At 51.9% G+C, this 19,526-nt stretch carries 20 protein-coding genes; 8 read left to right on the top strand and 12 right to left on the bottom strand.

Features of this window, described 5'->3' with window-relative positions; translation table 11 throughout:
* Positions 1-3: 3 nt before the first annotated feature.
* The 6 genes from arcC to ysgA form a co-directional block, all read right to left on the bottom strand.
* Positions 4-960, bottom strand: a complete 957-nt coding sequence (arcC, locus tag EAS44_RS24350; protein ID WP_000240546.1) for a carbamate kinase — start codon at positions 958-960, stop codon at positions 4-6.
* Positions 953-2,377 (bottom strand): DUF1116 domain-containing protein, encoded by a 1,425-nt coding sequence (locus tag EAS44_RS24345; protein ID WP_001093939.1) that lies wholly within the window; start codon positions 2,375-2,377, stop codon positions 953-955. The genes arcC and EAS44_RS24345 overlap by 8 nt, the downstream gene beginning before the upstream one ends.
* Complete coding sequence (gene fdrA / locus EAS44_RS24340) at positions 2,374-3,933, bottom strand: acyl-CoA synthetase FdrA (RefSeq protein WP_000865642.1); 1,560 nt, start codon at positions 3,931-3,933, stop codon at positions 2,374-2,376. Before fdrA ends, EAS44_RS24345 begins: the two co-directional genes overlap by 4 nt.
* A gap of 94 nt (positions 3,934-4,027) precedes the next feature.
* On the bottom strand, positions 4,028-4,888 hold the full coding sequence (locus EAS44_RS24335; protein WP_001305370.1) for a DUF2877 domain-containing protein: 861 nt from the start codon (positions 4,886-4,888) through the stop codon (positions 4,028-4,030).
* A gap of 5 nt (positions 4,889-4,893) precedes the next feature.
* Positions 4,894-5,562, bottom strand: a complete 669-nt coding sequence (locus EAS44_RS24330; RefSeq protein WP_000194414.1) for a cysteine hydrolase family protein — start codon at positions 5,560-5,562, stop codon at positions 4,894-4,896.
* Positions 5,563-5,818: 256 nt separating this feature from the next.
* The gene (ysgA, locus tag EAS44_RS24325) at positions 5,819-6,628 is read right to left on the bottom strand and encodes a dienelactone hydrolase family protein (RefSeq protein ID WP_001298606.1); all 810 of its coding nucleotides are present in this window, start codon (positions 6,626-6,628) and stop codon (positions 5,819-5,821) included.
* Positions 6,629-6,889: 261 nt separating this feature from the next.
* Between ysgA and udp the strand changes: the two genes are divergently transcribed.
* Positions 6,890-7,654 (top strand): uridine phosphorylase, encoded by a 765-nt coding sequence (gene udp / locus EAS44_RS24320; RefSeq protein ID WP_000045178.1) that lies wholly within the window; start codon positions 6,890-6,892, stop codon positions 7,652-7,654.
* 34 nt (positions 7,655-7,688) lie between these two features.
* Here the strand turns inward: udp and EAS44_RS24315 are convergent, their stop codons facing one another.
* The 6 genes from EAS44_RS24315 to EAS44_RS24290 are packed head-to-tail and all read right to left on the bottom strand — an operon-like array spanning position 7,689 to position 13,128.
* Positions 7,689-9,179 (bottom strand): tripartite tricarboxylate transporter permease, encoded by a 1,491-nt coding sequence (locus EAS44_RS24315; protein ID WP_000463030.1) that lies wholly within the window; start codon positions 9,177-9,179, stop codon positions 7,689-7,691.
* A 12-nt stretch (positions 9,180-9,191) separates the two neighbouring features.
* Positions 9,192-9,698, bottom strand: a complete 507-nt coding sequence (locus EAS44_RS24310; protein WP_001093393.1) for a tripartite tricarboxylate transporter TctB family protein — start codon at positions 9,696-9,698, stop codon at positions 9,192-9,194.
* A gap of 16 nt (positions 9,699-9,714) precedes the next feature.
* Positions 9,715-10,689 carry a Bug family tripartite tricarboxylate transporter substrate binding protein gene (locus tag EAS44_RS24305; protein WP_000589807.1) on the bottom strand — a complete coding sequence of 325 codons (975 nt, stop codon included), beginning with the start codon at positions 10,687-10,689 and terminating at the stop codon, positions 9,715-9,717.
* 24 nt (positions 10,690-10,713) lie between these two features.
* Positions 10,714-11,343, bottom strand: a complete 630-nt coding sequence (locus EAS44_RS24300; protein ID WP_001116472.1) for a 2-dehydro-3-deoxy-6-phosphogalactonate aldolase — start codon at positions 11,341-11,343, stop codon at positions 10,714-10,716.
* The gene (locus EAS44_RS24295; protein WP_001117538.1) at positions 11,333-12,337 is read right to left on the bottom strand and encodes a 2-dehydro-3-deoxygalactonokinase; all 1,005 of its coding nucleotides are present in this window, start codon (positions 12,335-12,337) and stop codon (positions 11,333-11,335) included. The genes EAS44_RS24300 and EAS44_RS24295 overlap by 11 nt, the downstream gene beginning before the upstream one ends.
* 23 nt (positions 12,338-12,360) lie before the next feature.
* On the bottom strand, positions 12,361-13,128 hold the full coding sequence (locus EAS44_RS24290; protein WP_000852398.1) for an IclR family transcriptional regulator: 768 nt from the start codon (positions 13,126-13,128) through the stop codon (positions 12,361-12,363).
* A 216-nt stretch (positions 13,129-13,344) separates the two neighbouring features.
* Between EAS44_RS24290 and rmuC the strand changes: the two genes are divergently transcribed.
* From rmuC to tatC, 7 genes are all read left to right on the top strand, one after another.
* The gene (gene rmuC, locus EAS44_RS24285) at positions 13,345-14,772 is read left to right on the top strand and encodes a DNA recombination protein RmuC (RefSeq protein ID WP_000347712.1); all 1,428 of its coding nucleotides are present in this window, start codon (positions 13,345-13,347) and stop codon (positions 14,770-14,772) included.
* Between the two features lie 94 nt (positions 14,773-14,866).
* A complete protein-coding gene (gene ubiE, locus EAS44_RS24280) occupies positions 14,867-15,622 on the top strand; it encodes a bifunctional demethylmenaquinone methyltransferase/2-methoxy-6-polyprenyl-1,4-benzoquinol methylase UbiE (RefSeq protein WP_000227959.1) in 756 nt (251 codons plus the stop codon).
* Positions 15,623-15,635: 13 nt separating this feature from the next.
* Positions 15,636-16,241, top strand: coding sequence for a ubiquinone biosynthesis protein UbiJ (gene ubiJ, locus EAS44_RS24275; protein ID WP_001305365.1), 606 nt, complete (start codon positions 15,636-15,638; stop codon positions 16,239-16,241).
* Complete coding sequence (gene ubiB / locus EAS44_RS24270; protein ID WP_000187545.1) at positions 16,238-17,878, top strand: ubiquinone biosynthesis regulatory protein kinase UbiB; 1,641 nt, start codon at positions 16,238-16,240, stop codon at positions 17,876-17,878. Before ubiJ ends, ubiB begins: the two co-directional genes overlap by 4 nt.
* Positions 17,879-17,956: 78 nt before the next feature.
* Positions 17,957-18,226 (top strand): Sec-independent protein translocase subunit TatA, encoded by a 270-nt coding sequence (gene tatA / locus EAS44_RS24265; RefSeq protein ID WP_001295260.1) that lies wholly within the window; start codon positions 17,957-17,959, stop codon positions 18,224-18,226.
* A gap of 3 nt (positions 18,227-18,229) precedes the next feature.
* Complete coding sequence (tatB, locus tag EAS44_RS24260) at positions 18,230-18,745, top strand: Sec-independent protein translocase protein TatB (RefSeq protein ID WP_000459600.1); 516 nt, start codon at positions 18,230-18,232, stop codon at positions 18,743-18,745.
* Positions 18,746-18,747: 2 nt separating this feature from the next.
* Positions 18,748-19,524: a Sec-independent protein translocase subunit TatC gene (tatC, locus tag EAS44_RS24255; RefSeq protein ID WP_000109949.1), complete on the top strand. Its 777-nt coding sequence runs from the start codon at positions 18,748-18,750 to the stop codon at positions 19,522-19,524.
* Positions 19,525-19,526: the final 2 nt, after the last annotated feature.

Raw genomic sequence — 19,526 nt, 5'->3', positions numbered from 1 at the left:
GAATTAAAGGGTTATCCATGTACCGCTCTGATGCGCCAGGGCTGCTTTTATGGTTTGCGGTGAAGTAATCAGGCCGCTGGCCTGTTTGCCTTGTTGCTGGCTGGCATTGATGAAATCAACAATGGCTTCCACTTTGGGTTGCATACTGCCGACACCAAACTGACCTTCCCGCAACAGCGTTTGCGCTTCGGCAACGCTGATAGCGTCGAGCCACTGTTGTTGTGGTGTACCAAAGTTAATCGCTACTTTTTCTACACCGGTGGGGATCACCAGCAGATCTGCGCCTAACTGACTGGCGAGCAGCGCGGAGGCCAGATCTTTATCGATCACGGCTTCTACACCTTTCAGTTGTTGCCCGTCTCGCACCACCGGAATACCGCCGCCGCCGCAGGCAATAACCAGATATCCCTGGCGCACCAGGTGAGCGATGGTGTCGTGCTCAATAATTTCCAGTGGTGCAGGAGAGGGAACTGTACGCCGCCAACCACGCCCGGCGTCCTCCATCAGCGTCCAGCCGAGTTGTTGTTGGCGTTGTTGGGCCGTTGCTTCATCGAGAAACGCGCCAATTGGTTTACTGGGGCTGGCGAAAGCATCGTCATGTGGGCTGACTCGCGTTTGTGTCACCAGGGCAATTACCGGTTTGTTTATGCCACGGCGAGCCAATTCGTTATGCAGCGCTTTCTGGAACATGTAGCCAATTGCACCTTGTGTATCACCCACGGCGTAATCAAGTGGAACCGGAGAAACTTCGTTACTGGCGAGTTCAGAGCGGCGCAGAATAAAGCCCACCTGCGGGCCATTACCGTGGGTTAGTACCAGGTCCCATCCGGCTTCAACCATATCAACGATATGTTGCACGCTTTCCATCACTGCAACATATTGATCGGGAATACTATTGCGTTGCTCGTCCTGAATGAGCGCATTGCCGCCAACCGCGACGACAGCCAGTGGCTTAACCATGATGGTTCTCCTTTGCGACGATCTCCGCCAGTGCACGTACAGCGGCGACAAAACAGGCCATCGGCGCAGTGGTGATCCCGGCACCAATTTGCCCGACCCCCGCTTGTTTGTGGGCGATACCCGTATTGATGACCGGTAAAATGCCGCGATCGGTCACTTTACGCGCATCAATTCCTGCTGCGGTGGGGGCAAAATTGAGGGCTGGAAGTGTAAATGCGGGGTTACCGCCGAGGGTGATGGCTTGCATCCGACGGCTGTTATTGGTGGCATCGGCAGGGGTGCCTCCCACAAATTTGACGATCGCCGGAGACGACGCCATCGCGAAGCCACCCATACCTGCGGTTTCAGTAATTGCGCTATCACCCAGGTCAGCAGCAGCGTCGTCAACGCCAAATCCGGGGAAGAACAGACCTTCAACGGCATTGGCAGGAGCCTGGAACCAGCGATCGCTAGTACCGGAAAGCCGAATACCAAAACTCACCCCGTTACGCGCCATCACCGTAACCATTGAACTGAACGGTACATTGGCGGCGGCATCCATCATTGCTTTACAGGCGGCCATCGACAGATTGAGGAAGAAGTGATCGTTACCGGTGATAAATGCCACGACGCGCTGGATATGTTCCTGTGGAAGAGAGCAGGCCAGCAATGCCGGGAGCAGGCGCTTAATCAGCAAACCGGTAGCGGCAGCATTGCGGTTATGAACTTCATCCCCCATATGCAGCGCCTGCGCCATTAATGGCTTGAGTTCCAGCTCGCCGTGTTGTGCGATTGCTGCTTTCATTGCCGGCGCCAGTTCATCGCGCATCCAGGCCAGACGATTGAGAACTTCATCGTTATTGGCGCCAAAACGGAGAACCTTACCCAGACCTTCATTGAAATTGCTAAAAGTACGATGGCCGTTGGTTTTGTTTTCTACCACCCATAACGGCATCGACGGGCTGATGATGCCTGCCATTGGGCCAACCGCGTGATAATGATGACAAGGGGCAAGGTCGATTTCGCCTGCGTTTATTTGGTTTTCAGCGTCTTGCTGGCTGGTGGCCCAACCTTCGTACAGCATGGCACCAATAATCGCCCCTTTTACCGGACCACACATCTCTTCCCAGGCAATCGGCGGGCCAGAGTGCAAAATACGTTTTTGTTCAGCCATTGCTGGAATGGCCTCTTTAGCGAGCATGACATCCACCAGCATGGGCTGTGCTTCGAGATAACGTGTCATGGCGATTTGGTTGGCATTTTCTACCAGGGGATGACGTAGCAACGATGCCAGATCCAATCCAGCGTCAATATCGCCTTGTGCTGGTGGCTGCCAGTTGAGTGCAATTGCGCTTCCCCCGGCATGTTGAATATTGTCAGCAAAACTGTGTAGTCCCGCGTTCACAACCTTCAAAGGCTGATTAAATAAGGTATTCATGCGTTTAGCCCCTTTTTCTGCAACTGAGTCTGTGCAACGGTGCTGGCCCATAGCGCCGCCTGTGCATTGCTGCTGGCGATGATGACCCCTGCATTTTGTAGTGCTCTTATCTGCTGACTGCGTATTTGCGGATCAGCTTCCGTTCCGCAAACGTGCGCAATCAGCAACGGTGCGTTATTCATGTCGATGTGTGAAAGTTGGTCCAGTAATTCGCTGGCAGGCGCCGTGGAAGCGCCATAACCAAGTACCAGGTCGAATAACACGACGGCAGTGTGTGAGTCGTTGAGTTCGTTGAGCAGACGTTGATTGCGCAGAGTCGGGTCGATCATTGGATGCGGTTTGCCACGGGTGAAATCATCGTCGCCCATATCGATCAACGTGTGATCTTCGCTTTGCCAGATATTTGCCAGAGCACGATTACCCGCAACTGGCGTATTGGAAGCTGCGCTGAATCCCTTTTGTTGGCAGATAAGTTGCGCTTCGTAGCAGAAGGTTCCTCCGGCGAAAACACCGCGTATCGCCTGGCGATGGGCTGGCAGGCGCTGACAGGCGTTTTGTAACATTGTGAGATCGGCGCAGGAAATCTCGGTCTCGACAGCCGGAAGTGGCTGAGCATTCAGTAACGCTACGGCGATATTTGCGGCGCTGGCAAGTGTGGTGGCCGCGGTGATATTGGGACGTGCCAGATCATGCGGATTCGCACCGAGGAAATTCACCACCACGGGTTTTCCACAAGCCTCGGCGCGCTCCAGAATAGTCTGGGCAACGATCGGTGAAGGCGGTTTTGAAATCAGCACAATCACGCGAGTTTCATCGTCTTGCGCCAGCGCATCTAAAGCGAAGAGCATCGATATTCCACCAATCTCTTCACTGAGATCATGCCCACCGGTTCCCAACGCCTGAGAAATACCCGCTCCGAGCTGGTCGATTCGGCAAGTCACTTCCTGTAGCCCGGTGCCTGACGCGCCAATAACACCAATTGCTCCGCGTTTCACCACATTAGCGAAGCCTAACGGAATGCCGTTAACAATGGCGGTTCCACAGTCAGGTCCCATTACGATGCGCTGACGTTCTCGGGCAAGCGTTTTGATAGATTTTTCCTGCCCGATACTGACGTTATCGCTGAACATCATCACGTTCATTCCGAGGTTTAACGCTTTAATTGCTTCGGCGGCGGCGTAGTCTCCCGGTACAGAAATGAGTGCCAGGTTGGCTTCGGGTTCGGCTTCCAGTGCCATTTCCAGGCTGACCTTTTCCGGTGTTTTAATGCCACTATCCGTTTCATCATCGGGTTTGCTGGTCAGACGTTGCTGGGCCAGTACCAGTGCTTCATTGCAAATATCTTCTTCACCCATGACTGCAATCACTAAATCATTGGGACTGGCGTTGATTTCGTTACCCAGACCCGCATCGCGCAATTGTTCGAGATTATTGGGCGTTCCCATGACGACCGAGGCCTGTTGAATACCGGGCAACTTGCTGATTTGCGCGGAAATCTGCATCAGAGAAACTGAGTCCTGATAAAGATTACTGAAAACTTTATATTTAACTTTCATGCTGTTACGCCTGTTTCATTCCGCCCGATAGCAAAATTCGGGCAAAGCATCCCCGTGTAGCCCCATAAACGGGCTACGGGAGAAAAGGTTGAAATCAATTCATGGTGTTCAGGGTTCGAAAGCCATGCAGCATTCCTGCAAGGCAATCTACTCCTGACGTTGCGCCAAATTGCATGACCTGTTCTGCACAGGATGCGATTGTCATTGCCGATGCGCTCCCAACCAGTTGTGCGAGTAACTGGCAAATCGGTTCTGAAAAATGTCCCTGAAGCGCACGCTCCAGATAATGACGACTGATATCCGTGGTGTTGTGCGCATGTTGATCAATTGCCTGCTGCAACCGGTATTGATGATCGGCAAGTGGTGCAGGGAGTTGCCATAACCAGAGCGCTGCCAGATAGCCCAACAAATAGTCATCTCCATCGGGCGTTAAGCCTTTACCAAAGCCGATCAGTTGTGGCACCTGGCGTTCCAGCGCATCTGGATGCTCCATAATTGCTAATCCCTGGTGCGTGAGACTATCCGGCAGGTGCAATGTGCTTTGAACGTTATGTTCCAGACAAAATAAAAGCCGTTGCGATGCCATCGTTGGGTAGTGCTGGAAAACCAAAGGGAATGCCTCAAGTGTCAGCATTCTCCCCACAAATGGCGACTGCCAGAGCGTTGCGTTTTCGAGCGCCACACAAAATCGAGGTGTCCGCAGTAAGCCTTGGGTTAACTGAATGGGATCTGAATGGGCAATCTCTCTTCGCCAGTCCCAACATTCAGGTAGCCAGACTCTGGCAGCATCAGGGAGATTCAGATACGTTTGCGCACACAACAGAGTGATGAATGTTCCCGCGTCTGAATACAGATTTACCGCATGTTTAAAAGCGCTATGTAGACGTAAATCTTGCGTTTCATTCTGCGGGAAAAGATATCCCAACGACGATGCGCAAAGCGTAACCTGTACCATCGGCGTTAGCCTTCCAGACCTGCAATAATGGCTTTGGAATCAGTAACCCAACCGAAAATGGCACCTTGTGCTTTGATCATCTCGAGGGCGTATTTCTGGAATTCCGGGAAATAGGAGCCGACACAATCTTCCGGGATAATGCATTCATAGCCACGATCATTTGCTTCGCGCACGGTGGTGGTTACGCAAACTTCGGTTGTTACACCACAAACTATCAGCGTCTTGATACCGTGGTTTTGCAAAATCAGATGTAAGTCGGTTTGATAAAACGCGCCTTTGCCAGGCTTATCAATCACCGGTTCGCCTGCCACCGGGTACAGTTCAGGAATGATGTCATGACCTGCTTCACCTCTGACCAGAATGCGTCCCATCGGTCCTGGTTCACCAATAAAGGTTTTTCCGCCGCGCGTCAGTTTGGCTGGCGGGCAGTCGCTTAAGTCTGCACGATGGCCTTCACGAGTATGAATAACCATAATTCCTTTTTGACGTGCGGCTGCCAGCACCTCTGTACATGGTGCGATAGCCGTGCGTACCAGTGAAACATCATTGCCCAGAGCCTCACCGAAGCCCCCTGCTTCGACAAAGTCACGCTGCATGTCGATCATGACCAGTGCAGTTGTGCGCGGATCAAAAGGTAATTCAAAGGGTTGAGCCTGAAAAATGGATTGCGTCATGGTAAATCTCCTGTCTGATGTTTAAACGATCCAGTTGTTCTGAGAACGAGTATTCAGGAGAAAAGCGACACAAAACAGGAAAAAAGTTTGCCGCACAGCAACGAAATTTTTGCATTCAGCAGGTGGTGTGATGACGAATGTGAAGGGAGTCAAAGAGTGGCATACAGCAACAAATTTTTTGATGCTGTATGGTTTTGAGATTAAAAAAATCGTTGAAATTGTGTGAGCTTAATCATCAGATTTAGCGACTATGGCGTTACTTTTTAACACCATACTGTGTAAACCATTCCAACATTCGCTGCCAGCCGTCTTTCGCAGATTCGGCATGATAGCTCGGACGATAATCGGCGTTGAACGCATGCCCTGCATCCGGGTACACGATAATCTCTGCTTTCGCGTTTGCTGCCCGCAGCGCCTGGCGCATCGTTTCCACGCTCTCTTGCGGAATGCTGTTATCCTGGCCGCCATATAAGCCGAGAACCGGAGCGTTAAGATCGGTTGCGATATCAACAGGTTGTTTCGGTGAATTCAGCGACTTATCGCCCGTCAGTTTGCCGTACCACGCCACTGCGGCTTTTAGCTGTGGATTATGCGCGGCATACAGCCAGGTGATACGTCCACCCCAGCAGAATCCGGTGATCATTAAACGATGAACATCGCCGCCGTTGCGGGAAGCCCAACTGGCGACATGATCGAGATCGGCCAGCACCTGCGAGTCAGGCACTTTTGCTACCAGACCGCTAAGCAACGTGGGGATATCGGCAAAATCATTCGGATCGCCTTCGCGGAAGTAAAGTTCAGGTGCGATAGCCAGATACCCCTCCAGCGCCAGACGGCGACAAATGTCGCGGATATGTTCATGCACGCCAAAAATTTCCTGCACTACAATGACCACTGGCAGTGGGCCATCGCTTTGCTTTGGTCTGGCATGGTAAGCAGGCATGTTATCCCCTTGTGAAGGGATAGAGGTGAAGCCCGCCACAATCGCGTCGTCCGGAGTCTGAACGATGGTCGAAGCGAGAGGCGATGCAGCAGGTGCAAATCCAGATTGTTGTGTTGTTGCCATGGTATTCTCCGTACCCTTATAAAAATGTTGCGCAATGTTAACTATAGTCAGCATGCAACAAATCACATTGCCTGAATCGGCTCATCTTTTATGCAGTCCTGCAGAATGAAGAGTGATTTATGTGATTTGCATCACTTTTGATGGGTAAATTTATGCAACACATTTTCGTCATGGTGATGAGTATCACGAAAAAATGTTAAACCCTTCGGTAAAGTGTCTTTTTGCTTCTTCTGACTAAACCGATTCACAGAGGAGTTGTATATGTCCAAGTCTGATGTTTTTCATCTCGGCCTCACTAAAAACGATTTACAAGGGGCTACGCTTGCCATCGTCCCTGGCGACCCGGATCGTGTGGAAAAGATCGCCGCGCTGATGGATAAGCCGGTTAAGCTGGCATCTCACCGCGAATTCACCACCTGGCGTGCAGAGCTGGATGGTAAACCTGTTATCGTCTGCTCTACCGGTATCGGCGGCCCGTCTACCTCTATTGCTGTTGAAGAGCTGGCACAGCTGGGCATTCGCACCTTCCTGCGTATCGGTACAACGGGCGCTATTCAGCCGCATATTAATGTGGGTGATGTCCTGGTTACCACGGCGTCTGTTCGTCTGGATGGCGCGAGCCTGCACTTCGCACCGCTGGAATTCCCGGCTGTCGCTGATTTCGAATGTACGACTGCGCTGGTTGAAGCTGCGAAATCCATTGGCGCGACGACTCACGTTGGCGTGACAGCTTCTTCTGATACCTTCTACCCAGGTCAGGAACGTTACGATACTTACTCTGGTCGCGTAGTTCGTCACTTTAAAGGTTCTATGGAAGAGTGGCAGGCGATGGGCGTAATGAACTATGAAATGGAATCTGCAACCCTGCTGACCATGTGTGCAAGTCAGGGCCTGCGTGCCGGTATGGTAGCGGGGGTTATCGTTAACCGCACCCAGCAAGAGATCCCGAATGCTGAGACGATGAAACAAACCGAAAGCCATGCGGTGAAAATCGTGGTGGAAGCGGCGCGTCGTCTGCTGAAATAAAAAAACGCTCCCCAACTTCGGGGAGCGATACCAGTTATTGACGCCGTAAACGCATTATTTTGCGGATTATTGGCGTCAGTAGCGTAAAGGCGGCCAGAGTCAGCAATGCCAGAGTGATCGGTCGGGTATACAGAAAGTCGAGTGAACCCCCTGAAAGCGACAGCGCACGGCGAAAATTACTTTCCGCCATTGGCCCCATAATCAATGCCAGGACCACTGGCGACGCCGGATATCCCCCTTTCTGCATGAAATAGCCCACTACGCCCGCAATCAACATAATGCCGACATCAAACAGGCTGTTGTTCAGTGCATAAGTCCCGACCACACAAAGTGCGAGGATCATCGGTGTGAGAATATTGCCGGGAATTTTCACCACATTACCGATGACTTTCAAAGAGAGCAGTCCAAGAACTAGTAGCATGAAGTAACAGAAGATCATGCCGACAAACAGCGTATAAACCATATCACCGTGGTCGGTAAACATCAGCGGGCCTGGTTGCATTCCCTGTAACGTTAACGCGCCCAGCATGATGGCGGTTACCGCATCGCCAGGGATCCCCAGCGTCAGCATAGGTAACAATGCGCCACCGGTGCAGCCATTCGCGCCTGCCTCACAGGAGGCCACAGCTTTAATTTCACCCTTACCAAAGTTTTCTGGTGTCTTACTGAAACGACGAGTTTCGTTATAGGCAACAAAAGCTGCAATATCCGCCCCCGCACCGGGGATCATGCCGATAAAAACCCCTAATCCTGATGAGCGCAAAATGGTTAATGCGATGCGGCGTAGTGTTTGCCAGGGCAGTAACAGACTGCCGATAGCCACCTTCGCGCCCCGACGAATTTGCTGGTTTTGCTCCATAGAGCGGAATGCTTCTGAAGCAGCAAATAAACCAATCATCACCGGGATAAATGGCACATTCATCAGCTCCACAAATCCACCTGTAAACCGTGGAAAACCGCCCATTGGATCAAGGCCTATCGTTGCGATCAGCAATCCGCCAACCCCGGCAATCAGCCCCTTAATCAGCGACTCACCGGAAATACTGGCAATAATGCTCAGTCCGAAGGTTGCCAGGGCGAAGGACTCCGAGGCACTAAATTTCAGCGCCCAACTGGCAAGTACCGGAGAGAGAAACATCAGCACGATAATGCTGAGCGTTCCGCCACTAAAGGAAGAGAACGTGGCGGCACTCAATGCCAGCCCTGCTTTTCCCTGTTTCGTCAGCTCATAACCATCAATAGCGGTGGCTGCGGCGGCAGGTGTTCCGGGAATTTTGAGCAAAATTGCGGTGATAGAACCACCGTAGACGCCACCAAAAAAGACGCCGCAAATCATCAACAATCCAGAAACAGGCTCCATGCCGTAGGTGAAAGGCAGCAAAATCGCCACACCCATGGTCGCTGTCAGACCAGGCAAAGCGCCAATCACAATACCCAGCATCACCCCAAAAGTGGCAAACAGCAGCGCCTGAGGATTATTGAGTAATGTCGAAAAACCCTGAGTTAAAAGTTCACTTTCAAACATTGCTGGCCCCTGTTATTCGAAAAATGTGCCGACAGGCAATGGCACCTGTAACGCTTCGACAAACAGCAACCAGAGGATTGCCGTTAACAGCAGCGCAATACCCGGTGTGAGTACCCATCGCCTGTAGCCCATCAACGTCATAATGACGATGAGGAAAACAGGAGTAGTAATGAGATAACCGCAGTAGCTCATCGCCACAATATAAAACGCGGTTGCCGCAATTCCTGTTGCTGTTTTCCTGAATGCCGGTTTTTCCTGTGCGTTGGCGCAAGAGGCTGGTTTTGCCTGCAAAAGATCGCGTATCACCAGCAAGACAGCGAGCACAATCAGGGCACAGGCATAGAAGGTAGGGAAGGCACTTGCACCGGGATCCGTTTCAATGGCAGTTGCTGGAAAATCAGCGGCATTAATCATCACCGCGCCAGCAACCACACAAAGTAACAGCGCCACCACCATCGTTGATGAAAGGCGCTTGCGGTGCGGTACGGCGAGTTGAGCAACAGACTGTTTTGTGTTCATCAACCGTACCTCAGGTTTATTTTTTCAGGCCCAGGCGAGTCAGCAACTCGTCAAAGTACTTTTCCTGTTCGCTGATTTGGGTCTGGAAGCTGGCAGCGTCAAGCCATGCATAGTTGAGATTCAACTTTTGCAGTGCATCCTGGAATGCAGGCTCTTCAGCCGTCTCTTTTGCTGCCTTTGCCAGAACATCCACCACATCCTGCTGCGTTTTTTGCGACACAATCAGGCCGCGCCAGGTGCCGATGGAGAGATCAACGCCTTTCTCTTTTAACGTCGGGACGTCAGGCATGGTTTTCATTCGCTCATCCGCCATCACTACCAGTGTCTTCAGCTTGCCGCCATTCACATGGTTGATAACTTCTCCTGGGCTTACGGAAACCGCTTCAATGTGCCCACCTAACAGGCCTGTAATGGCAGGGGCTGCGCCGTCATACGGGACATGAGAAAACTTTGCGCCCGTTTTGTCTTCCAGTGCAGCTGCCGCCAGATGCCAGATAGCTCCGGTGCCTGAGTTACCAATGCGTACTTTTCCGGGATTCGCTTTGGCGTAAGTCATAAATTCTTCATAGCTATTCCACGGCGCATCGGCACGGACTGTGATAGCAGCCGGATCCGCATTCAGACGGGCAATGGGTTTAAAGTCGCTGGTTTTAAAACGCACCATTCCGAGGCTGGGAAGGGTGGTTAGTTCAACCGTGCCTAAACCAATTTTGTAACCGTTAGGGCGGGCAGCGGCGATTTCACTCAGGCCGATAGCACCGCCTCCGCCAGGTTTATTGATAACCCCGATGCTGACGGGTAAATGGTTTTTGGCGGCATCAGCAAAGGCACGGGCAACCAGATCCGTACCGCCTCCGGCAGCGTAGGGAACGACTAACTCGATCTGTTTGGTTGGGTAGGAGGCTGCCTGTACAGGCGCAATGCTGAGGGCAGCGCCTGCAAGAAGTACCATTGCAGCCATTTTTTTCGGTAAGGTAAGATGTTTTATCATTGCTTTTATATCCTTATTTATCAGTTAGTTGCTATTTAAATTGTTCCATGCGTTCATAAACAGTACTGCATTTTCATAGACTTGCTCTGGCGTCATGCCGGGGCGATATAGCGCAGAACCGAGGCCAAAGCCGTTTGCGCCGTGGCTCAGATAACGCGCCATGGTTTCCGGTGTGATACCGCCAACCGGTAACATCGGAACGGATTGTGGAATAACCGCACGCCAGGCTTTGGTAACTTCTGGCGTAATTTGTTCAGCCGGGAACAGCTTGATGGCATTAGCACCATGTTCAATGGCAGCAAAGGCTTCGGTGGGCGTGGCGACGCCAGGCGCACAATACATACCCAGCGCACGGGCGCGACGGATCACCGCAGTATCGCAATGCGGCATCACGATAATCTGGCCCCCAGCCTCTTTAACCGCAACCACCTGCTCTACCGAAAGCACAGTTCCGGCTCCGACCAGGCAGTCCTTAGGCAGGGCGTCGCGCAGTAAACTGATACTTTGCAACGCCTCCGGCGAGTTCATAGGAATCTCAATCAGGCGGAATCCGGCGGCGTACAGTTTTTCACCGATGGCGACAATCTCATCCGGTTTCACACCGCGTAAAATGGCGACTAACCCGGTTTTTTGCAAAAGCGTATTAAATGGCATGGGTACATTCCCTGGCGTTGGTGGACAGTAACCCGGCAGCGTGGGCGATTCGCCATAATCCCTGTTCAGTGGCATTGGGAATGGCGTGTATCTGTCTGTCGGGAAAAACGTGGCTGAATGCTTGTGAATAGCGGCTGTTCAGATTTGCGCTACCGATTAAGGCGATCGGTGTTGTGGCGGGTAAATCACGTAGCAAACTGGATGCCAGACCACATAATTCATGGCCTATCAGTAATCCGGAAAGGTAATCCCCCTGCGAGGACGACGTAAGATTACTGGTCAGCAGGCGCGAACGGGTCGAAAACAGCGTCGATAATAATCCGGTCTGATGATGCTCTTGTGCTGCTGTCAGCCCGTGGGTGAAGGCATCCCAGTGCGGTTCATCTCCAGGATGCATGGTGGCACCGAGAATCGAATGGCGGGATAAAACATCAAATAACTCGCCCGTCATAAAGGTTCGGAAATCGGTAATGGTGTTGTTTTCAACTACTGCCCATTTCGCATGTGTGCCGGGTAAGCCTATCAGCACTGGCATACCCTGATGGATTGCGTTTTGCAGGGCCGGTTCCATCGAGATAGCACCGAAGATTTGTGTCTCTTCGCCACGCATCACTTCGGGCATTTCACCTTCTTTAATCACGCCAGGAATGATGTGCAGCATTGTCTGCTGCTGGTGGATAACAGGCGTCAACTGCTTCGCCAGACCCTCGAGAGTGACCGGGCAAGGTAAATAAGCTGCTGGTTGCCACCCTTGCGCACTGCCGAGCATGCCGCAAGCCAGTACCGGGCATGGGGTTTGTGCCAGCCAGTCGCTGCAGACACGTAAAAACGTATCGTGGAAAGTGTCCTCACGTGTTGCTGCCTGGGAGGGTAATTTCATGATCCCCCAGGGGAATTCACGTTTTTCTTGTGGATTTGGTGATTCGCCAAAACGCCATGCCCGAAGCGATGACGTTCCCCAGTCCAGGGCAATAAATGAGGGTGCTCCCGGCATTAGTCGTTTCCTTTAATCATGGTTTATTTATCTTTGCGGACGTGCTTACCCCAGCCCAGTTCAGCGGATATCTCTTCTGCACAGGATTTGACGTAAGGTGCCAGTTCTTCCAGACGCGCCAGCGACATATACGTGGTGGTACTGGCGACAGAAATAGCCGCCACAATTTCATCCCGGGCGTTGTAAACCGGCGCTGCAACGCAACGGATAGTCGGCTCGTTCTCTTCCAGATCAAAAGCAAAACCACTGGCGGCATAACGACGCATGTTCTGAATAAATGCGCCCAGTTTTGTTTCATCACCACAGGTCTTAAACAGCGTGCGCCACTCTTCTTCTGTTCGGTTGAGGATCAATGCCTTGCCGATGCCGGTGATTGCCAGTGGCATGCGATGGCCTGGGCGTGAGCGCATTTCCAGCCCGCGCTGACTGTTGATCTTCTCCAGATACAGCACTTCGTCGCCTTCAACGATCCCCAGATGCACGGTGTCCAGGGTGTAACGGGCAAGGCGTTGCAAAACGGGCTGGGCAATTTCGTACAGCGAGGTGCTTTCCAGTGCTCTGGCACCGAATTCGATCAGTTTGGCACCCAGTTGGTAGCCCTGCGTTGGGACATGGCGCAGGTAGCGTTGTTCCACCAGAACGGTGACTAAACGATGGGTTGTGCTCCGGGTCGTGCCGGTGAACTCGCCGATACTTTTTAGGTCATGGCAGCCGTTATAAACAGCATTAAGAACCGCCAGTCCACGTAATAACGTTTGTGCGCCTGCGGTGGTTGAAGAGGTTTCTGCCATACGTTTCTCCTGATGATATTGCTGAAGTGTTCCACATAATGACGTGGGGAAAAGGTGATATATCCCACAATATAAACTCCATCTCATATTGTGGGATAAAATAATGAAAATTAACGATCGTTTTGCGTAGCGCCTCGCAGGAAACTTCTTTCAAACTGGACGTTTGTACAGCACAATTCTATTTTGTGCGGGTAAGTTGTTGCGTCAGGAGGCGTTGTGGATTTCTCAATCATGGTTTACGCAGTTATTGCATTGGTGGGTGTGGCAATTGGCTGGCTGTTTGCCAGTTATCAACATGCGCAGCAAAAAGCCGAGCAATTAGCTGAACGTGAAGAGATGGTCGCGGAGTTAAGCGCGGCAAAACAACAAATTACCCAAAGCGAGCACTGGCGCGCAGAGTGTGAATTGCTCAATAACGAAGTGCGCAGCCTGCAAAGTATTAACACCTCGCTGGAGGCCGATCTGCGTGAAGTGACCACGCGGATGGAAGCCGCACAGCAACACGCTGACGATAAAATTCGCCAGATGATCAACAGCGAACAGCGCCTCAGTGAGCAATTTGAAAACCTTGCCAACCGTATTTTTGAACACAGTAATCGTCGGGTTGATGAGCAAAATCGCCAGAGTCTGAACAGTCTTTTGTCGCCGTTGCGTGAACAACTGGATGGTTTCCGCCGTCAGGTCCAGGACAGCTTTGGTAAAGAAGCCCAAGAACGTCATACCCTGACTCACGAAATCCGCAACCTCCAGCAACTCAACGCCCAGATGGCCCAGGAAGCGATCAACCTGACGCGTGCGCTGAAAGGCGACAATAAAACCCAGGGCAACTGGGGCGAGGTAGTATTGACGCGGGTGCTGGAGGCTTCCGGTCTGCGTGAAGGGTATGAATATGAAACCCAGGTCAGCATCGAAAATGACGCCCGCTCGCGGATGCAGCCGGATGTCATCGTGCGGTTGCCGCAGGGAAAAGATGTGGTGATCGACGCCAAAATGACGCTGGTCGCCTATGAACGCTATTTCAACGCCGAAGATGACTACACCCGCGAAAGCGCGCTACAGGAACATATCGCGTCGGTACGTAACCATATCCGTTTGCTGGGACGCAAAGATTATCAACAGCTGCCGGGGCTGCGAACTCTGGATTACGTGCTGATGTTTATTCCCGTTGAACCCGCTTTTTTACTGGCGCTTGACCGTCAGCCGGAGCTGATCACCGAAGCGTTGAAAAACAATATCATGCTGGTTAGCCCGACTACGCTGCTGGTGGCGCTGCGCACTATCGCCAACCTGTGGCGTTATGAGCATCAAAGTCGTAACGCCCAGAAAATCGCCGATCGCGCCAGCAAGCTGTACGACAAAATGCGCTTGTTTGTCGATGACATGTCCGCGATCGGTCAAAGTCTCGACAAAGCGCAGGATAACTATCGCCAGGCAATGAAAAAACTCTCTTCAGGTCGCGGAAATGTGCTGGCGCAGGCAGAAGCGTTTCGCGGTTTAGGGGTAGAAATTAAACGCGAGATTAATCCGGATTTGGCTGAACAGGCGGTGAGCCAGGATGAAGAGTATCGACTTCGGTCGGTTCCGGAGCAGCCGAATGATGAAGCTTATCAACGCGATGATGAATATAATCAGCAGTCGCGCTAGCCCATTGGGGGTAGTTAAGCCGGGTAGAAATCTAGGGCATCGACGCCCAATCTGTTACACTTCTGGAACAATTTTTTGATGAGCAGGCATTGAGATGGTGGATAAGTCACAAGAAACGACGCACTTTGGTTTTCAGACCGTCGCGAAGGAACAAAAAGCGGATATGGTCGCCCACGTTTTCCATTCCGTGGCATCAAAATACGATGTCATGAATGATTTGATGTCATTCGGTATTCATCGTTTGTGGAAGCGATTCACGATTGATTGCAGCGGCGTACGCCGTGGGCAGACCGTGCTGGATCTGGCTGGTGGCACCGGCGACCTGACAGCGAAATTCTCTCGCCTGGTCGGAGAAACTGGCAAAGTGGTCCTTGCTGATATCAATGAATCCATGCTCAAAATGGGCCGCGAGAAGCTGCGTAATATCGGTGTGATTGGCAACGTTGAGTATGTTCAGGCGAACGCTGAGGCGCTGCCGTTCCCGGATAACACCTTTGATTGCATCACCATTTCGTTTGGTCTGCGTAACGTCACCGACAAAGATAAAGCACTGCGTTCAATGTATCGCGTGCTGAAACCCGGCGGCCGCCTGCTGGTACTTGAGTTCTCGAAGCCAATTATCGAGCCGCTGAGCAAAGCCTATGATGCATACTCCTTCCATGTGCTGCCGCGTATTGGCTCACTGGTCGCGAACGACGCCGACAGCTACCGTTATCTGGCAGAATCCATCCGTATGCATCCCGATCAGGATACCCTGAAAACCATGATGCAGGATGCCGGATTCGAAAGTGTCGACTACTACAATCTGACGGCAGGGGTTGTGGCGCTGCATCGTGGTTATAAGTTCTGACAGGAGACCGGAAATGCCTTTTAAACCTTTAGTGACGGCAGGAATTGAAAGTCTGCTCAACACCTTCCTGTATCGCTCACCCGCGCTGAAAACGGCCCGCTCGCGTCTGTTGGGCAAAGTGCTGCGCGTGGAGGTAAAAGGCTTTTCGACGTCATTGATTCTGGTGTTCAGCGAACGCCAGGTCGATGTACTGGGCGAATGGGCAGGCGATGCTGACTGCACCGTTATCGCTTACGCCAGCGTGTTGCCGAAACTTCGCGATCGCCAGCAGCTTGCCGCACTGATTCGCAGTGGTGAGCTGGAAGTGCAGGGTGATATTCAGGTGGTGCAAAACTTCGTTGCGCTGGCAGATCTGGCAGAGTTCGACCCTGCGGAACTGCTGGCCCCTTATACCGGTGATATCGCCGCTGAAGGTATCAGCAAAGCCCTGCGCGGAGGCGCAAAGTTCCTGCATCACGGCATTAAGCGCCAGCAATGTTATGTGGCGGAAGCCATTACTGAAGAGTGGCGTATGGCACCCGGTCCGCTTGAAGTGGCCTGGTTTGCGGAAGAGACGGCTGCCGTCGAGCGTGCTGTTGATGCCCTGACCAAACGGCTGGAAAAACTGGAGGCTAAATGACGCCAGGTGAAGTACGGCGCCTATATTTCATCATTCGCACTTTTTTAAGCTACGGACTTGATGAACTGATCCCCAAAATGCGTATCACCCTGCCGCTACGGCTATGGCGATACTCATTATTCTGGATGCCAAATCGGCATAAAGACAAACCTTTAGGTGAGCGACTACGACTGGCCCTGCAAGAACTGGGACCGGTATGGATCAAGTTCGGGCAGATGTTATCAACCCGCCGCGATCTTTTTCCGCCGCATATTGCCGATCAGCTGGCGTTATTGCAGGACAAAGTCGCTCCGTTTGATGGCAAGCTGGCGAAGCAGCAGATTGAAGCTGCAATGGGCGGCTTGCCGGTAGAAGCGTGGTTTGACGATTTTGAAATCAAGCCGCTGGCTTCTGCTTCTATCGCCCAGGTTCATACCGCGCGATTGAAATCGAATGGTAAAGAGGTGGTGATTAAAGTTATCCGCCCGGATATTTTGCCGGTCATTAAAGCGGATCTGAAACTTATTTACCGTCTGGCTCGCTGGGTGCCGCGTTTGCTGCCGGATGGTCGCCGTCTGCGCCCAACCGAAGTGGTGCGCGAGTACGAAAAGACCTTGATTGATGAACTGAATTTGCTGCGGGAATCTGCCAACGCCATTCAGCTTCGACGCAATTTTGAAGACAGCCCGATGCTCTACATCCCGGAAGTTTACCCTGACTATTGTAGTGAAGGGATGATGGTGATGGAGCGTATTTACGGCATTCCGGTGTCTGATGTTGCGACGCTGGAGAAAAACGGCACCAACATGAAATTGCTGGCGGAACGCGGCGTGCAGGTGTTCTTCACTCAGGTCTTTCGCGACAGCTTTTTCCATGCTGATATGCACCCTGGCAACATCTTCGTAAGCTATGAACACCCGGAAAACCCGAAATATATCGGCATTGATTGCGGGATTGTTGGCTCGCTAAACAAAGAAGATAAACGCTATCTGGCGGAAAACTTTATCGCCTTCTTTAATCGCGACTATCGCAAAGTGGCAGAGCTACACGTCGATTCTGGTTGGGTGCCACCAGATACCAACGTTGAAGAGTTCGAATTTGCCATTCGTACGGTCTGTGAACCTATCTTTGAGAAACCGCTGGCCGAAATTTCGTTTGGACATGTACTGTTAAATCTGTTTAATACGGCGCGTCGCTTCAATATGGAAGTGCAGCCGCAACTGGTGTTACTCCAGAAAACCCTGCTCTACGTCGAAGGGGTAGGACGCCAGCTTTATCCGCAACTCGATTTATGGAAAACGGCGAAGCCTTTCCTGGAGTCGTGGATTAAAGATCAGGTCGGTATTCCTGCGCTGGTGAGAGCATTTAAAGAAAAAGCGCCGTTCTGGGTCGAAAAAATGCCAGAACTGCCTGAACTGGTTTACGACAGTTTGCGCCAGGGCAAGTATTTACAGCATAGTGTTGATAAGATTGCCCGCGAGCTTCAGTCAAATCATGTACGTCAGGGACAATCGCGTTATTTTCTCGGAATTGGCGCTACGTTAGTATTAAGTGGCACATTCTTGTTGGTCAGCCGACCTGAATGGGGGCTGATGCCCGGCTGGTTAATGGCAGGTGGTCTGATCGCCTGGTTTGTCGGTTGGCGCAAAACACGCTGATTTTTTCATCGCTCAAGGCGGGCCGTGTAACGTATAATGCGGCTTTGTTTAATCATCATCTACCACAGAGGAACATGTATGGGTGGTATCAGTATTTGGCAGTTATTGATTATTGCCGTCATCGTTGTACTGCTTTTTGGCACCAAAAAGCTCGGCTCCATCGGTTCCGATCTTGGTGCGTCGATCAAAGGCTTTAAAAAAGCAATGAGCGATGATGAACCAAAGCAGGATAAAACCAGCCAGGATGCTGATTTTACTGCGAAAACTATCGCCGATAAGCAGGCGGATACGAATCAGGAACAGGCTAAAACAGAAGACGCGAAGCGCCACGATAAAGAGCAGGTGTAATCTGTGTTTGATATCGGTTTTAGCGAACTGCTATTGGTGTTCATCATCGGCCTCGTCGTTCTGGGGCCGCAACGACTGCCTGTGGCGGTAAAAACGGTAGCGGGCTGGATTCGCGCGTTGCGTTCACTGGCGACAACGGTGCAGAACGAACTGACCCAGGAGTTAAAACTCCAGGAGTTTCAGGACAGTCTGAAAAAGGTTGAAAAGGCGAGCCTCACTAACCTGACGCCCGAACTGAAAGCGTCGATGGATGAATTACGCCAGGCTGCGGAGTCGATGAAGCGTTCCTACGTTGCAAACGATCCTGAAAAGGCGAGCGATGAAGCGCACACCATCCATAACCCGGTGGTGAAAGACAATGAAACTGCGCATGAAGGCGTAACGCCTGCTGCTGCACAAACGCAGGCCAGTTCGCCGGAACAGAAGCCAGAAACCACGCCAGAGCCGGTGGTAAAACCTGCTGCGGACGCTGAACCGAAAACCGCTGCACCTTCCCCTTCGTCGAGTGATAAACCGTAAACATGTCTGTAGAAGATACTCAACCGCTTATCACGCATCTGATTGAGCTGCGTAAGCGTCTGCTGAACTGCATTATCTCGGTGATCGTGATATTCCTGTGTCTGGTCTATTTCGCCAATGACATCTATCACCTGGTATCCGCGCCACTGATCAAGCAGTTGCCGCAAGGTTCAACGATGATCGCCACCGACGTGGCCTCGCCGTTCTTTACGCCGATCAAGCTGACCTTTATGGTGTCGCTGATTCTGTCAGCGCCGGTGATTCTCTATCAGGTGTGGGCGTTTATCGCCCCAGCGCTGTATAAGCATGAACGTCGCCTGGTGGTGCCGCTGCTGGTTTCCAGCTCTCTGCTGTTTTATATCGGCATGGCGTTCGCCTACTTTGTGGTCTTTCCGCTGGCATTTGGCTTCCTTGCCAATACCGCGCCGGAAGGGGTACAGGTATCCACCGACATCGCGAGCTATTTAAGCTTCGTTATGGCGCTGTTTATGGCGTTTGGTGTCTCCTTTGAAGTGCCGGTGGCAATTGTGCTGCTGTGCTGGATGGGGATTACCTCGCCAGAAGACTTACGCAAAAAACGCCCGTATGTGCTGGTTGGTGCATTCGTTGTCGGGATGTTGCTGACGCCGCCGGATGTCTTCTCGCAAACGCTGTTGGCGATCCCTATGTACTGCCTGTTTGAAATCGGTGTCTTCTTCTCACGCTTTTACGTTGGTAAAGGGCGAAACCGGGAAGAGGAAAACGACGCTGAAGCAGAAAGCGAAAAAACTGAAGAATAAAT

It is taken from the genome of Escherichia coli DSM 30083 = JCM 1649 = ATCC 11775 (assembly GCF_003697165.2).
Classification (GTDB): Bacteria; Pseudomonadota; Gammaproteobacteria; order Enterobacterales; family Enterobacteriaceae; genus Escherichia; species Escherichia coli.
Note: the sequence above shows the minus strand (reverse complement) of the source record. Positions and strands in the feature narration are given on the sequence as shown.